At 67.2% G+C, this 14291-nt stretch carries 18 protein-coding genes; 11 read left to right on the plus strand and 7 right to left on the minus strand.

Going from position 1 to position 14291, the window contains the following annotated elements; all coding sequences use genetic code 11:
* The first annotated feature begins 5 nt into the window (after window positions 1-5).
* The 6 genes from G6N32_RS21420 (at window position 6) to G6N32_RS21445 (ending at window position 6301) form a co-directional block, all read left to right on the plus strand.
* Window positions 6-788, plus strand: coding sequence for a LytR/AlgR family response regulator transcription factor (locus G6N32_RS21420; protein WP_115321762.1), 783 nt, complete (start codon window positions 6-8; stop codon window positions 786-788).
* Window positions 781-1161 (plus strand): hypothetical protein, encoded by a 381-nt coding sequence (locus G6N32_RS21425; protein WP_115321763.1) that lies wholly within the window; start codon window positions 781-783, stop codon window positions 1159-1161. The genes G6N32_RS21420 and G6N32_RS21425 overlap by 8 nt, the downstream gene beginning before the upstream one ends.
* Window positions 1158-2888 carry a sodium/solute symporter gene (locus G6N32_RS21430; protein ID WP_115321764.1) on the plus strand — a complete coding sequence of 577 codons (1731 nt, stop codon included), beginning with the start codon at window positions 1158-1160 and terminating at the stop codon, window positions 2886-2888. Before G6N32_RS21425 ends, G6N32_RS21430 begins: the two co-directional genes overlap by 4 nt.
* Before the next feature lie 129 nt (window positions 2889-3017).
* Window positions 3018-3368, plus strand: a complete 351-nt coding sequence (locus G6N32_RS21435; RefSeq protein WP_115321765.1) for a DUF485 domain-containing protein — start codon at window positions 3018-3020, stop codon at window positions 3366-3368.
* The gene (locus G6N32_RS21440; RefSeq protein ID WP_115321766.1) at window positions 3365-4999 is read left to right on the plus strand and encodes a monocarboxylic acid transporter; all 1635 of its coding nucleotides are present in this window, start codon (window positions 3365-3367) and stop codon (window positions 4997-4999) included. Before G6N32_RS21435 ends, G6N32_RS21440 begins: the two co-directional genes overlap by 4 nt.
* A gap of 99 nt (window positions 5000-5098) precedes the next feature.
* Complete coding sequence (locus tag G6N32_RS21445) at window positions 5099-6301, plus strand: MFS transporter (RefSeq protein ID WP_115321767.1); 1203 nt, start codon at window positions 5099-5101, stop codon at window positions 6299-6301.
* Here G6N32_RS21445 and G6N32_RS21450 read toward each other — a convergent pair.
* Both G6N32_RS21450 and G6N32_RS21455 read right to left on the minus strand, forming a co-directional pair.
* Window positions 6298-6474, minus strand: a complete 177-nt coding sequence (locus tag G6N32_RS21450; protein ID WP_102809812.1) for a DUF5302 domain-containing protein — start codon at window positions 6472-6474, stop codon at window positions 6298-6300. The two genes, G6N32_RS21445 and G6N32_RS21450, sit on opposite strands and share 4 nt — an antisense overlap.
* 21 nt (window positions 6475-6495) lie before the next feature.
* On the minus strand, window positions 6496-6939 hold the full coding sequence (locus G6N32_RS21455) for a PPOX class F420-dependent oxidoreductase (protein WP_115321768.1): 444 nt from the start codon (window positions 6937-6939) through the stop codon (window positions 6496-6498).
* 31 nt (window positions 6940-6970) lie between these two features.
* Here G6N32_RS21455 and G6N32_RS21460 point away from each other — a divergent pair, with 31 nt between their 5' ends.
* On the plus strand, window positions 6971-7492 hold the full coding sequence (locus tag G6N32_RS21460) for a DUF1697 domain-containing protein (RefSeq protein ID WP_115321769.1): 522 nt from the start codon (window positions 6971-6973) through the stop codon (window positions 7490-7492).
* Window positions 7489-8316, plus strand: a complete 828-nt coding sequence (locus G6N32_RS21465; protein WP_115321770.1) for a class I SAM-dependent methyltransferase — start codon at window positions 7489-7491, stop codon at window positions 8314-8316. The genes G6N32_RS21460 and G6N32_RS21465 overlap by 4 nt, the downstream gene beginning before the upstream one ends.
* A gap of 4 nt (window positions 8317-8320) precedes the next feature.
* On the opposite strand, the gene G6N32_RS21470 is transcribed toward G6N32_RS21465, so the two are convergent.
* Window positions 8321-8686 (minus strand): Rv1152 family transcriptional regulator, encoded by a 366-nt coding sequence (locus tag G6N32_RS21470; RefSeq protein ID WP_115321771.1) that lies wholly within the window; start codon window positions 8684-8686, stop codon window positions 8321-8323.
* A 37-nt stretch (window positions 8687-8723) separates the two neighbouring features.
* On the opposite strand from G6N32_RS21470, the gene G6N32_RS21475 reads away from it, so the two are divergent.
* On the plus strand, window positions 8724-9440 hold the full coding sequence (locus G6N32_RS21475) for an NAD-dependent deacylase (RefSeq protein WP_115321772.1): 717 nt from the start codon (window positions 8724-8726) through the stop codon (window positions 9438-9440).
* Here the strand turns inward: G6N32_RS21475 and G6N32_RS21480 are convergent.
* Entirely contained in the window at window positions 9437-10069 is a 633-nt protein-coding gene (locus G6N32_RS21480; RefSeq protein WP_115321773.1) for a class I SAM-dependent methyltransferase, read from the minus strand. The two genes, G6N32_RS21475 and G6N32_RS21480, sit on opposite strands and share 4 nt — an antisense overlap.
* Before the next feature lie 173 nt (window positions 10070-10242).
* Here G6N32_RS21480 and G6N32_RS29180 point away from each other — a divergent pair, with 173 nt between their 5' ends.
* On the plus strand, window positions 10243-10374 hold the full coding sequence (locus G6N32_RS29180; protein WP_096312721.1) for a hypothetical protein: 132 nt from the start codon (window positions 10243-10245) through the stop codon (window positions 10372-10374).
* 81 nt (window positions 10375-10455) lie between these two features.
* On the opposite strand, the gene G6N32_RS21485 is transcribed toward G6N32_RS29180, so the two are convergent.
* Genes G6N32_RS21485 through G6N32_RS21495 form a run of 3 tightly spaced genes read right to left on the minus strand, consistent with a single transcriptional unit; the run spans window position 10456 to window position 13353 of the window.
* A complete protein-coding gene (locus G6N32_RS21485; protein WP_115321774.1) occupies window positions 10456-11454 on the minus strand; it encodes an NAD(P)H-dependent flavin oxidoreductase in 999 nt (332 codons plus the stop codon).
* A gap of 4 nt (window positions 11455-11458) precedes the next feature.
* Entirely contained in the window at window positions 11459-12214 is a 756-nt protein-coding gene (locus G6N32_RS21490) for a 3-hydroxyacyl-CoA dehydrogenase (protein WP_115321775.1), read from the minus strand.
* Between the two features lie 53 nt (window positions 12215-12267).
* Window positions 12268-13353, minus strand: coding sequence for a CaiB/BaiF CoA transferase family protein (locus G6N32_RS21495; RefSeq protein WP_115321776.1), 1086 nt, complete (start codon window positions 13351-13353; stop codon window positions 12268-12270).
* Window positions 13354-13450: 97 nt separating this feature from the next.
* On the opposite strand from G6N32_RS21495, the gene G6N32_RS21500 reads away from it, so the two are divergent.
* The gene (locus tag G6N32_RS21500) at window positions 13451-14257 is read left to right on the plus strand and encodes an enoyl-CoA hydratase (RefSeq protein ID WP_115321777.1); all 807 of its coding nucleotides are present in this window, start codon (window positions 13451-13453) and stop codon (window positions 14255-14257) included.
* Window positions 14258-14291: the final 34 nt, after the last annotated feature.

A 14291-nucleotide genomic window follows, 5' to 3' on the forward strand; every position in this document is an offset into this window, starting at 1 on the left:
GTGAAGTGGCAGTGCAGCTCTGGGTGTTGGCGGTCGACGACGAAGCCCCGGCGCTCGACGAGCTCACCTACCTGCTCGGCGAGCATCCCGATGTCGCCGAGGTGACCGGCGCCGGCGACTCCACGTCCGCGTTGCGCATCATCAACGAACGCACCGTGGATGCGATCTTCCTGGACATCAACATGCCGGGGCTCTCGGGCCTCGAATTGGCCAGTGTGCTCGGCAATTTCGCGCACCCGCCCGCCGTCGTGTTCGTCACCGCGCATGACGACAAGGCGCTGGCCGCTTTCGAGGTCGGCGCGCTGGACTATCTGCTCAAGCCGATCCGCAAGGAGCGCCTCGACGAGGCGGTCCGGCGAGTGGTGTCCGCGCGCGCCGCGGAGCCGGCCCCTCCTGCCGACGAGCCGCAGGCCGACACCATCCCGGTCGAGCTCGGCGGGGTGACCCAGCTGGTGCGTTGCGACACCATCGGCTGGGTCGAGGCCGAAGGCGACTACGCCCGCCTGCACGCCGCCTCCGGCTCGCATCTGGTGCGAATTCCGTTGAGCACCTTGGAGGATCGCTGGCGCAGCCGCGGGTTCCAGCGGGTGCACAGGTCCTATCTCGTCGCACTGAACATGGTGACCGGGCTGCGCACCTCCGGCGCCTCGACGATGGTGCGACTGCGCGCCAACGGGGCCTCGGCACCGGTCGAGCTTCCGGTCAGCCGCCGCCAGGCCCGCGAACTGCGCGACCGGCTGATCCGTGATCCGATGCGGACCTTCCGGCCGGGGACCGCCGATGACTAGGCCGGCTCGCCCGCAGCGCGAGCGCGTCGTGCTGGCCCACCGGCGCGGCAGCCGCCTGGTGCACACCCGGGTGGAGGTGCAGGAGCAGACCGAGGTCGGCGACGCGCTGGTGCGCGGACTGGTGCGGGCCCAGCTCGGGCTGGCGCTGCGACTGGCCGCGGTGGTGGCCGGCGGCATGGCGGCGCTGCCGTTGATCAACGCGGTGTTCCCAGAGTTGTCGAATGCCAGCGTGTTCGGGATGCGGCTGAACTGGCTGACCCTGGCAATCCTGGTCTACCCGGCTCTCTACGGCATCGGTCGGCTCTTCATCCGGCTCGCCGAACAAGGCGAACGCGACTTCATGGGCGTCGTCGACGATGAGAGTCCGCCGTGAGCGGATCGACGGCGACGGCCCTGACCGCGGGCGGCCTGCTCGCCGCCGCGGTGGCGACGGTGGCCGTCGGCGCCTACGGAATTCGGCTGTCGCGCACCACATCGGACTTCCTGGTGGCGTCGCGCACCGTGGGCCCACGCTGGAATGCCGCCGCGATCTCGGGTGAATACCTTTCGGCGGCCTCGTTTCTCGGGGTCGCCGGGCTGATCGCCAAGTACGGTGCCGACGCGCTGTGGTATCCGGTCGGCTTCACCGCGGGCTACCTGGGTCTGCTGCTGTTCGTCTCCGCTCCCCTGCGTCGCTCCGGCGCCTACACCGTGCCGGACTTCGCGGAGTTCCGGCTCGGTTCACCGAGGGTGCGCCGGGTCGCGATGCTCGTCGTCGTCACCGTCTGCATCTTCTATCTCGTTCCCCAGTATCAGGGTGCCGGACTTGCGCTGAAAACCCTTCTTGGCGTGCCTGTTTGGATCGGGCCGCTCGCGGTCGGCGGGATCGTGATCGCCAATGTCGTCGGTGGCGGCATGCGCTCGATCACGTTCGTCCAGGCCTTCCAGTACTGGCTGAAGCTGACCGCGGTCGCGGTGCCGGCCCTGGCTCTGCTCATACACTTCGGGCACGAACACCCCGCACTCGGCGGCCCGCTCCCACCCACCGTGGACCAGCCGACCGCCGTCAGCATCGACACCGACGTGGTCGTCACGGTCGCCGACCCGGCCGGTGTCACGGTGTCCGGCCCGACGCACAGCGGTGCCCTGCACAGTCCCGGCCAGTACAGCCTGCAGAAGGGCACCACCCTGACGCTGGCCGCCGGAGCCCAGACCCCCGTCGTCGTCGGCGCACCCGCCAGCGGCTCGGCGTGGATCGTCAGCGGCGGCGGACTGGGCGGCAAACATCCGCTCTACCAAGTGTTTTCCATCATGGTGGCAACATTCCTCGGCGCGATGGGACTCCCCCATGTGCTGGTCCGCTTCTATACCAACCCCGACGGACGCGCCGCACGCCGCACCGCTCTGAGCGTGATCGCCCTACTGTCGTTGTTCTATCTGTTCCCGGTGCTGCTCGGAGTGTTCGCCCGGCTGTACGTGCCCCAGCTACTGATCACCGGCAAGGCCGATGCGTCGGTGCTGCTGCTGCCGTCGGCAACCATCGCCGGGCTACCCGGGGAACTGCTCGGCGCGCTGGTCGCGGCCGGCGCGATCGCGGCCTTCCTGGCGACCTCGTCCGGTCTGCTGGTCAGCATCGCCGGCGCGCTGTCCACCGATGTGCTGCGCGGGCGGGTCCGCGACTTCCGGATCGTGGCGCTGATAGCCGGCCTCATCCCGATCCCGCTCTCGCTCGTCGCGCCGGTTCTGGAACTGTCGCGCGGTGTCGGTCTGGCGTTCGCCGTCGCGGCGTCCACACTGTGCCCGCTGCTGGTTCTCGGTATCTGGTGGCGCGGGCTGACCGCGACCGGGGCGATCGCCGGGCTGGTGGTCGGCGCACTGGCATCGGGTCTGGCCATTCTCATCTCGATCACCGGCTGGGTCGACGACGACGTGCTCGGCGGCTGGCTGACAACGCTGATCGGCTACCCCGCCGCCATCACCGTTCCGCTGGCGTTCGCGACGATGGTGCTCGTCAGCCGCGTCACCCGGAGCGACGTGCCCCCCGATGTGGCGCGCATCTTCGCGCGCATGCATGTACCGGAGCGGCTCGGCATGGGGCTGGAACGAGTCCCCCGCGGCTGAGCGGACCGTTCAGCGCCGAGCGCCAACCGTTCAACGCATCGTCCGCGCGCGCTCTAGGACTGTGATGCACCTCTCAATAGCCTGTGAACACGACCGGAGTTCACACCTTTTCGAGCTGAGGAGCACGCGGTGTCCACAACCGACCTGCCGCCACGGGAGACCCATCCCAGCGGGGCCCAATACCTGGCCATGCAGGCCAGCCCGGAGTTCCAGGAGCTGCGCCGCACACTGCGCCGCTTCGTGTTTCCCACCACGGCGTTCTTCCTGATCTGGTACGCCACCTATGTGCTGCTGGGCGCCTTCGCCCACGACTTCATGGCCGTCAAGGTGTGGGGCAACATCAACGTCGGACTGCTCATCGGTCTGGGCCAGTTCGTGACGACATTCCTCATCACGGGCTTGTATGTGCGGTTCGCCAATCGGGAGCTCGACCCGCGCGCCGAGGCCATCCGCACCGAGATGGAAGGCGCGGCCAAGTGAGCACCACCGTCTTGGCCGAGGCAGCCCGAATCGGCAATCCGGTCGTCAACATCAGCATCTTCGTGGCCTTCGTGCTCATCACGTTGTTCATCGTGATCCGCGCCGGTCGCACCAACACCAACGCCACCGAGTTCTTCACCGGTGGCCGGGCGTTCTCCGGACCGCAGAACGGCATCGCCATCGCCGGCGACTATCTTTCTGCGGCAAGCTTTCTCGGCATCGCGGGCGCTATCGCGGTGTATGGCTATGACGGCTTCCTCTATTCGATCGGCTTCCTGGTCGCGTGGCTGGTCGCCCTGCTGCTGGTCGCTGAATTGCTGCGCAACACAGGCAAATTCACAATGGCCGACGTGCTGAGCTTCCGGCTCAAGCAGCGGCCGGTGCGGGTGGCCGCGGCCACCTCGACGCTGACGGTGTCGCTGTTCTATCTGCTGGCCCAGATGGCCGGCGCCGGTGGCCTGGTCGCGCTGTTGCTCGACGTCCACGGCCGCACCGCCCAGTCCTTCGTGATCGCGGTGGTCGGTGTGCTGATGATCGTCTACGTGCTGGTCGGCGGCATGAAGGGCACCACGTGGGTGCAGATCATCAAGGCCGTCCTGCTGATCGCGGGTGCGGCAATCATGACGGCCATGGTGCTGGTCAAGTTCGGTCTGAACTTCTCCGACATCCTGGGTTCGGCGCAGCAGATGGTGCATGACGCCACCACCAAGGGCGTCGCCAGCCGCGACGTGCTGGCTCCCGGTGCCCAGTACGGCGCCAACACCACCTCGAAGATCAACCTGCTGTCGCTGGGTCTGGCGCTGGTGCTCGGCACTGCGGGCCTGCCGCACGTGCTGATGCGCTTCTACACGGTGCCGACCGCGAAAGAGGCTCGGCGGTCGGTGGTGTGGGCGATCGGCCTGATCGGTGCGTTCTATCTGTTCACCCTGGCGCTGGGCTACGGCGCGGCGGCGATGGTGGGGCCGGACAAGATCCTGGCCGCCCCGGGCGGGCAGAACTCGGCCGCCCCGTTGTTGGCCTTCGAGCTCGGCGGGGTGATTTTGCTCGGCGTCATCTCCGCGGTCGCATTCGCCACCATCTTGGCCGTGGTCGCCGGTCTGACCATCACTGCGTCGGCCTCGTTCGCCCACGACGTCTACGCCAGCGTTCTCAAGAGTCACAAGGTGACCGAGGAGGAGCAGGTCAAGGTCTCTCGCATCACCGCGGTGGTACTCGGTGTCGCCGCGATCGGGCTCGGCATCCTGGCCAACGGCCAGAACGTCGCGTTCCTGGTGGCGCTTGCCTTCGCGGTGGCGGCCTCGGCCAACCTGCCGACGATCGTGTACTCCCTGTACTGGAAGCGGTTCAACACCCGCGGCGCCCTGTGGAGCATGTACGGCGGATTGATCAGCTGCCTGGTGCTGATCGTCTTCTCGCCGGCCGTCTCGGGCAACAAGACCGCGATGATCCCCGGTGCGAACTTCGACTGGTTCCCGCTGGCCAACCCCGGCATCGTGTCGATTCCGCTGGCGTTCGTCCTCGGTGTCGTCGGAACGCTGACGTCGAAGGACGCCGGCGATCCGGAGATCAACGCGGAGATGGAAGTCCGGTCGCTGACCGGGGTGGGCGCGGAGAAGGCCACGCACCACTAGCGCCGAGCAGACACAAACTCGGGCTTCGGACGACCGATCCGCCCGAGTTTGTGTCTGCTCGCCAGGAATGTGCACAGCGCGCTCGCGTTGACTATTCGCATGGCATCCACCCGCACATCGTTCGCCTTCGCCCTGTTGGCCTACGCGTTCGCCGCGGTCATGGTGGGCACCACGCTGCCGACTCCGCTGTACGCGCTCTACTCCGATCAGATGCACTTCGCAGTCCTGACGACGACGGTCATCTACGCCACCTACGCCGGCGGGGTGTTGTTCGCGCTGCTGGTGTTCGGCGGCTGGTCCGACGCCATCGGCCGACGGCCGGTGCTGCTGGCCGGTGTCGGTGCAGCGCTGGCCAGTGCGGTGATGTTCCTGTTCGCGGACTCGGTGCCCGAGCTTCTGGTGGGCCGGGTGCTCTCCGGGTTGTCGGCGGGTGTCTTCACCGGCACCGCCACCGCGGCGGTCATCGAAGCCGCGCCGCCCAGCTGGCGGACCCGCGCGGCGGCGGTGGCGACGATCGCCAACATCGGCGGCCTCGGCACGGGACCCATCCTGGCCGGCATCCTGGCGCAGTACGCGCCGAGCCCGCTGAAGCTCACCTACCTCGTCCACATCGGGTTGATGGTGCTGGCCGCTGTCGCGATCCTGTCGGTGCCCGAGACGTCGAGCCGCACCGGAAAGCTCGGCCTGCAACGGCTTTCGGTGCCGCCCGAGGTGCGGTCGGTGTTCATCACCGCCGCGCTGGCCGCCTTCGCCGGTTTTGCCGTCACGGGGTTGTTCACCTCGGTGGCGCCGTCGCTGCTGACCAACGTCATCGGGATCGGCAATCATGCGCTGGCCGGCTTGATGGCCGGCTCGATCTTCGGCGCCTCGGCGATCGCGCAGATCGCCGGAACTCGTATCGAACCGCAGCGTGCGGTTGCACTGGGCTGCGCCATCCTGGCAGTCGGCATGGGCATTCTGGTTGTCGCCCTGCACTATTCGTCACTGCCCGGCCTGATCGCCGCGGCCGTGGTGGCCGGCGCCGGCCAAGGCATCAGCTTCAGCCGCGGCTTGGCGGCGGTCGCCGAACGCACTCCGGCGGAGCGGCGGGCCGAGGTCAGCTCCACCTACTTCGTGGTGGCCTACATCGCGATTTCGATCCCGGTGATCGGAGAGGGTTTCGCCGCACAGGCGTGGGGGCTGCGCACCGGCGGCACCGTGTTCGCGGTCGCGGTCGGGGTGCTCGCCCTGGTCTGTCTCGCAGCCATCCTCTGGCAGGAATCACGCCCGGCGGCAGAGCTTTCCGAGCATGCCGCCGGCTAGCCGCTCTTACGGCGGAATTCCCGCCGGTTCTCCACCGGGCCGTGCGAGCGGGGCTGCTTGGGGCCGCTGTCCGTGTGCGCTGATCCGCCCGCCGACTTCGCCTTCTTACGCTCCAGCGCCTCACGGAACTTGCGCTTGTTGTCGTCCTGCGGTTCGGACTCTGATTCGGCCATGCGGTCAGACTAACCCGTTGGTCAGCGGATGCCGGGCGGCATTCCGTAGAGGTGCGAGATCGGCAGCTTCAGAAGGACCCGACGGTCGGTGACCATGGCACGTCGATAGTCGTCCCAGTCCGGATGCTCACCGGCGACGTTGCGATACAGCGCCACGAGAGCTTCGACGGTGTCATCGTGTGGTTCGGCTGCGGGCGGGCTGAGGATCGCGTTGCCGTCGGCGACCGCATAGGACCAGCCGTCGTCGGAGGACACCAGGATCGAGGCGCGCGGGTCGCGGCGCAGATTGCGCGTCTTGGCGCGCGGTTCGGTGATGGAGACTTCGACGACGAGATTGCGCCGGTCGAAGTGATACGTCACGTTGGACAGCTGCGGGCGGCCGTCTCGTTTGATGGTCGCGAGCACGCCCAGTGAGTTGCCCGCGATCACCGCCAGCAGTTTGTCGTCGAACACCTGACGGGACATCCCCCGAGCCTACGTCGCTAGCATCGAGAACATGACCCGCTACGCGGCTTTCCTGCGCGGTGTGAACGTGAGCGGAACGACGATGAAGATGGCCGACGTCGCCGCCGCCTTCACCGACACCGGCTTCAAGAACGTCAAGACCATCCTCGCCAGCGGCAACGTGTTGCTCGACAGCGGTGCCGCCGCCAAGACGGTGCGTACGAAAGCCGAAGCGGCACTTCGGGATGCGTTCGGATATGAAGCCTGGGTGCTGGTCTACGACCTCGAGACGCTGCGCGCCATCGCCGACGGCTATCCATTCGAACCCGAGGTCGAGGGCTATCACTCGTACGTGACGTTCGTCAGCGATCCGGCCATCCTCGACGAGCTGGCCGATCTGGCCGGCGAGGCCGGACCCGACGAGAAGATCGAACGCGGTGACGGTGTCCTCTACTGGCAGGTCCCCAAGTCCTCGACGCTGGACTCGGCCGTCGGTAAGACGATGGGTAAGAAGCGCTACAAATCGTCGACCACCACGCGCAACTTGCGCACTCTGGCGAAGGTATTGACATGACAACGGAAAAGATCGACGCCAGTCAGCTCGGCGGTGTCTCCGAAACCGCGCTGCTGACGCTCAACGGACGCGCCTACCAGGCGAGTCTGCCGGGCGCGATCCTGCGCGACCCGATGGCGATCAAGGTCGTCGACTCCATCGACTTCGACTTCGACAAGTTCGGCCGTAAGGGCCAGGAAATGGCGCTGCGCTCACTGGCGGTCGACTCCTGCGCGGTGAACTATCTGCGCACGCACCCGCAGGCCACCGTCGTCGCGCTGGCCGAAGGCTTCCAGACCAGCTTCTGGCGGTTGAGCGACGCCATAGCGGATCCCCAGTTCCACTGGGTGTCGGTGGACCTGCCGCCGGTGATCGAGCTGCGCGAGCGTCTGCTGCCGTCGTCGCCGCGAATCACCGCGCTGGCGCAGTCCGCGCTGGACTACAGCTGGATGGACCGGGTGGAAACGGCGAACGGCGTGTTCATCACCGCTGAAGGCCTGCTGATGTACCTGCAGCCGAACGAGGCGATGGACCTTATTGCCCAGTGCGCCAAGCGTTTTCCCGGCGGCCAGATGTTCTTCGACGTGCCGCCGGTGTTCGTCAAGAAGCTTGCCCCGAAGGGTATGAAGTCCTCGAAGCACTACCGCGTCCCACCGATGCCGTTCAGCCTCACCACCGTGCAGCTGGCCGACCTGGTCAACACGGTGCCGGGGATCACCGCGGTCCACGACATCCCGATGCCGAAAGGCCGCGGCTTCTTCTTCGACAAGGTGTGGCCGGCAATCTGGAACTTCGGCCCGACGAAGCGCTTCCGCGGTTCCTACACGCTGCTGGAATTCGGCTGACGGCTCAGCCGAACGCCTTGTCCAGATATTGCAGCGCCTCCTGCTTGCCCAGTCCCAGCGCACGCGCGGCTTCGACGTAGGCATTGGCCGCCGCGGCCATCGCGGCGTCGGCGGGATCGGCGCGGGCCACAAAAGTTCCGAAGCGGCCACGGGTTTCGACGATGCCCGCGGTTTCCAGTTCCCGGTAGGCCCGCGCGACGGTGTTGACGGCCAGATTCAGCTGACCGGCCAGTTCGCGCACCGTCGGCAGCCTGGTGCCGGGCGAAAGGCGCCCGTCCCGGATCCCCTCGATGAGCTGTGTTCTGAGCTGATCAAACAGCGGACGCGTGGCCTGACCGTCGACGCGTAACCAGACCCCCAAATCCGACACATGCTAAGTATCGCCCAGACCGGCTATTTTGGGGGATGTGCGTATCGCGGTACTGAGCGGGGCGGGGATCTCCGCCGAGAGCGGCGTGCCGACGTTCCGCGACGACAAGACCGGTTTGTGGGCGAAATACGACCCCTACGAATTGTCGAGCACAGACGGGTGGCAGAACCACCCCGAACGGGTGTGGGCCTGGTATCTGTGGCGGCATCACCTCGTGCAGCAGGTCGAGCCGAACGACGGGCACCGCGCGGTGGCGGCCTGGCGGGACTACGCCGAGGTTTCGGTGATCACCCAAAATGTCGACAATCTGCACGAACGGGCGGGCAGCAACCCGGTCCACCACCTGCACGGCAGCCTGTTCGAGTTCTGGTGCGACACCTGCGGTTCGCGCTACCACGGTCAACTGCCGGACATGCCGGAGCCTGAGCTGGAGAAGATGCCGCCGCAGTGCGAATGCGGCGGACTGGTCCGTCCCGGGATCGTCTGGTTCGGCGAACAGCTGCCCGACGAGCCGTGGCAGGCCGCCGTCGAAGCGGTGGCGACCTCCGACGTCCTGGTGGTGGTGGGCACATCCGGGATCGTCTATCCGGCGGCCGGCCTTCCGGATGTGGCGTTGGCCCGCGGAGCCGTCGTCGTGGAAGTCAATCCCGAGCCGACTCCGCTGTCGGCGAATGCGACGCTCACCATCCGCGAGTCGGCCAGCACCGCGCTGCCGACCCTGCTGCAGCAGTTGCCCGAACTGTTGACGAACTAGTTCTTCGTCGCCCGGCCCAGTGCGACCTCGTGTACCGGCAGTGGCACCCATGCCGGGAACTGCGCCTCGCGGCGCGCGGTCGCGATGACGAACCCGGCCCCGGAGATCGCGCGCTCGGTGTCGCGGTGCGTGTGGCAGTTGCCTGCGAACCGCGGCCAGATCGTGGCGTCGGCCACCCGCTGCACTTGACCGCGCCATCCGCCTTCGGCGATGTGCTCGAAGTAGCGCAGCTCGCCGCCCGGCTTCAGCACGGACTTGAGCTGCCGCAGCACCCCGTCGGGGTCGGCGACCGAGCACAGCACCAGTGAGCACACCACCGCATCGAACGGTTCGGTCGCGGGCATGGTCTCGACGGTCGACTCGATCACGGTGACCGGAATGCGGGCCGCCGCGGCGGCGCGTTCGGCCAACGGTGCGAGGCGGGTCTCCGGCTCGAGGGCGACCACCTCGGTCACCGTGTCGGGATAGAACTCGAAGTTGGTTCCGGTGCCCGCCCCGACCTCGAGGACACGCCCATGCAGCCCGGCGAGATTCTCGCGGCGGAGCCTGCGCATGGCCTCGGACTCATGAGCGGACAACATCGTCCAGAAGCGGGCGAAGAACGGGTTGTCCACGGTCTGCTGTGACATATCTGTGATGTCCTCCCTGCTCAGAGCCACCCTAGCCGCAGGCGGTTTTTGGCCGCAGCCGTGACCAACCTGACTTTTGAGTAAGGCACGACCTGACTCGCGAGTAACAATTGCCAGGAAACTCCGAATCCTGGCTCAAAGATTCCTTAATGCCGACTCATAGAGTCCTGGGTATGTGGATCGACGACACCAGTGCCGATGTCATCAAGATCGATTTCGACGCGCTGTATCACGGAGACTTTCTCGTGGAGGGTGACACCTCCGAGCAGTTCGAGGACAAGCCGCCGCTCGCCAACGCGAGCTAGCGCGCTGCGCCAAACGGCGCCCCACGGCTGATGCGGTGACGCGCCGTCCGGAGCTTTGATGTGGGCAGTGCCCGCCTGGGATCAGGCGGGCACTTTTGCGTCTTGGCTGTCGATCATGCCCGCCAGCCGTCCGCCGATGATCTCCTCGGCTTCGGAGACGATCCGGGAGATCAGCTCGGCACAGGTCGGGATGTCGTTGATCAAGCCCATCGCGGTGCCGACGGTCCAGATGCCGGCATCGATGTCACCGTCGTCGAACACCTTGCGGCCGCGCACGCCGGCCACCAGATCCTTGACGTCCTCGAACTGCCCGCCGCCCTTGAGGATCTCCACGACCTCACGCGAGACGACGTTGGAGGCCACCCGGGCGGTGTTGTGCAGGCTGCGGAAGATCAGCTCGGTGCCGCGCTCGTCGCCGGCCACGATCGCTTCCTTGACGTTCTGGTGGATGCAGGACTCGACCGTGCACATGAACCGCGAGCCCATGTTGATGCCGTCGGCACCGAGTGCCAGCGCGGCCACCAGGCCGCGGGAATCGGCGAATCCGCCCGAGGCGATCATCGGGATCTCGATCTTCTCGGCGGCGGCCGGGATCAACACCAGGCCCGGGACGTCGTCCTCACCGGGATGTCCGGCGCACTCGAACCCGTCGATGCTGATGCCGTCGACCCCCAGGCTCTGGGCCTTGACCGCGTGCCGCACCGAGGTGCACTTGTGCAGCACCTTGATGCCGTTGTCGTGGAACATCGGCAGGTGCGGTGCCGGGTTGGACCCGGCGGTCTCGACGATCTTGATGCCCGCGTCGACGATCACCTGGCGGTACTCGTCGTACGGCGGCGGGTTGATGGCCGGCAGGATCGTCAGGTTCACCCCGAACGGCTTGTCGGTCATGTCCCGGGTGCGGGCGATCTCGTTGGCCAGATCCGCCGGGGTCGGCTGGGTGAGCGCGGTGATGAAACCGAGCCCGCCCGCATTGGCAACGGCGGCAACCAGTTCCGCGCGACCGACCCACTGCATGCCACCCTGGGCGATCGGGTGCTCGACCCCGAAGGTCTCGGTGAACTTCGTCTTGATGGCCATGGTCCTACCTCGGAGCCATCCGGATCGCGCCGTCCAGGCGGATCACTTCACCGTTGAGCATCGGGTTCTCCACGATGTGCACGGCCAGTGCGCCGTACTCGTCGGGGTCACCGAGGCGAGCCGGGTGCGGCACCTGCTGGCCGAGCGAGCGCTGCGCCTCTTCGGGCAGCGAACCCAGCAGCGGGGTCTTGAACAGGCCGGGGGCGATGGTGCACACCCGGATCAGGCTGCGCGAGAGGTCGCGCGCGATCGGCAGGGTCATGCCGACCACGCCACCCTTGGACGCCGAGTAGGCGGCCTGCCCGATCTGGCCGTCGAAGGCCGCGACCGAGGCGGTGTTGATGATGACGCCGCGCTCCTCGCCCTTCAGCGGTTCGGTCTTGGCGATCCGCTCGGCGGCCAGGCGCAGCACGTTGAACGTGCCGATCAGGTTGACCTCGACGACCTTCTTGAAGCCGTCCAGCGGGAACGGACCGTCCTTGCCCAGGGTCTTGATGGCGTTGCCGATGCCCGCGCAGTTGACGTTGATGCGGACCGGGCCGAGCGACTCGGCGATGTCGAGCGCCTTGCTGACGGCCTCTTCGTCGGTGACATTGGCGGCGACGAACTTGGCGCGCTCCCCCAGCTCGGCGACGACGTCGTCACCCTTGAGGTCGATGACGACCACCGAGGCGCCCGCGTCGAGCAGCCGCTTGGTGGTGGCCAGGCCCAGACCTGAGGCTCCGCCGGTGACGACGGCTACGGCGTCCTTGATCTCCACGAATGGTTTCCTTTCAGATACTCAGATAGCTCGACCTACTGGTTGGTTGGGGACTATACCCAGTCGCGCAGGACGGCCTCGTTGTCGGCTCCCGGTACGCCGGGTGCGGCCGGGGTGTCGAGCGCGGTCCGGGAGAACCGGGGGGCGGGAGCGGGGAACGTCGAGCCCGCCTCGGCGTAGAAGGTGTTGCGCTCGGTGTTGTGCGGTTCGGTGTCGACCTCGGCGAACGACAGCACAGGCGTGCAGCAGGCGTCGCTGCCGGCGAACACCGTGGCCCAGTGGTCGCGGTCGTGCTTGCCGAAGGTGTCCGTGAGCACCGCGCGCAGTTCCGGCCAGCGGGTGATGTCGTTCTGGTCGGGCAGGTCGGCGTCGGTGAGCCCGAGCTTCTCGATCAGTTCGGCGTAGAACTGCGGTTCGATCGCGCCGACCGCGACGTACCGTCCGTCGGAGCACTCGTAGGTGTCGTAGTAGGGCGCACCGGTGTCGAGCATGTTGGTGCCGCGCTCGTCGCTCCACATGCCCATGTGGCGGAACGCCCACATCATCTGGGCCAGCACGCTGGAGCCGTCGACCATCGCGGCGTCGATGACCTGCCCCTTGCCGGAGCGCTCGCGCTCCCACAACGCGGACAGGATGCCGACCAGCAGGAACATCGAGCCGCCGCCGAAGTCACCGGCCAGGTTCAGCGGCGGGACGGGACGTTCGTTGACCCGCCCGACGGCGTGCAGCAAGCCGTTGAGCGAGATGTAGTTGATGTCGTGGCCGGCCTGCTGACTGCGCGGCCCGTCCTGACCCCACCCGGTCATGCGGCCGTAGATCAGGCGCTCGTTGACCTTGGCGCAGTCCTCCGGTCCGAGCCCGAGGCGTTCGGTGACGCCGGGACGGAATCCCTCGATGAGGACGTCGGCCTTGGCGATCAGACCCAGGACCATGTCGCGGTCGTTCGGGTCCTTGAGGTTGGCGCCGACCGAGCGACGATTGCGCAGCAGGTAGTCGTTGCTGGGGGTGCCGGTGCCCTTGCCGAGCCGGTCGATGCGGACGACGTCCGCGCCCAGGTCACCGAGGATCATCGCGGCATGCGGACCGGGTCCGATGCCTGCCAATTCGATGACTCGCAAACCGTGCAGTGGTCCGGCCATAGGTGTCTACCCTCCAGTTGATTGATCGCCGCCTTAACTATTTACACCTGGCCTGACCCGTCGTGGGCTGCGCCCCCGCCGGGGCTAAGGTGCAGCCATGACGACCATCGACGCTTACACCGGAGTCCCGGAACTGACCGTGTCACTCGAGCGCGGAGTGCTGTCGGTGACGCTGAACCGGCCGGACAGCCTGAACTCCTTGAACGCGATCATGCTGCGCACGCTCGCCGACGTCCTCGAACATGCGGCTGACGACGCGGCCGTCCGGGCCGTGCGGCTCGGCGGGGCCGGGCGGGGGTTCAGCTCCGGTGCGGGCATCAGCGCCGAGGATCAGTCCGAGCGCCGCCCGGACACCCCGGATGAGGTGTTGCAGGAGGCGAACCGCGCGGTGCGGGCGATCGTAAACCTGCCCAAGCCGGTGGTGTCGGTGGTGCATGGACCGGCGGCCGGGGTCGGGGTGTCGTTGGCGCTGGCCTGCGACATCGTATTGGCCTCGGAGAAGGCGTTTTTCCTGCTGGCGTTCACCAAGATCGGTTTGATGCCCGACGGCGGTGCTTCGGCGTTGGTGGCTGCCTCGATCGGACGGGCCCGCGCCATGAAGATGGCGCTTCTGGCCGAACGCATTTCGGCAGCCGACGCGTTCGACTTCGGTCTGGTCAGCGAGGTCTATCCCGCCGATGAACTGGAGGCCGGCGTGGCCGCAGTGCTCGACAAGCTGGTGTCCGGTCCCGCGATCGCGCTGCGCAAGACCAAGCAGGCGATCAACGCCGCGACGCTCACCGAACTCGAACCGGCGATCGGCCGGGAAAGCGAAGGCCAGCTGGTTCTGTTGGGCTCCAAGGACTTCCGCGAGGGAACCCGGGCATTCCAGGAACACCGCTCGCCCACGTTCACCGACGACTAGCCGAGCAGGCAGGGCAGTACCACTCTTTTCCAGA

This window comes from Mycolicibacterium aichiense (assembly GCF_010726245.1).
In the GTDB taxonomy this organism is placed as follows: domain Bacteria; phylum Actinomycetota; class Actinomycetes; order Mycobacteriales; family Mycobacteriaceae; genus Mycobacterium; species Mycobacterium aichiense.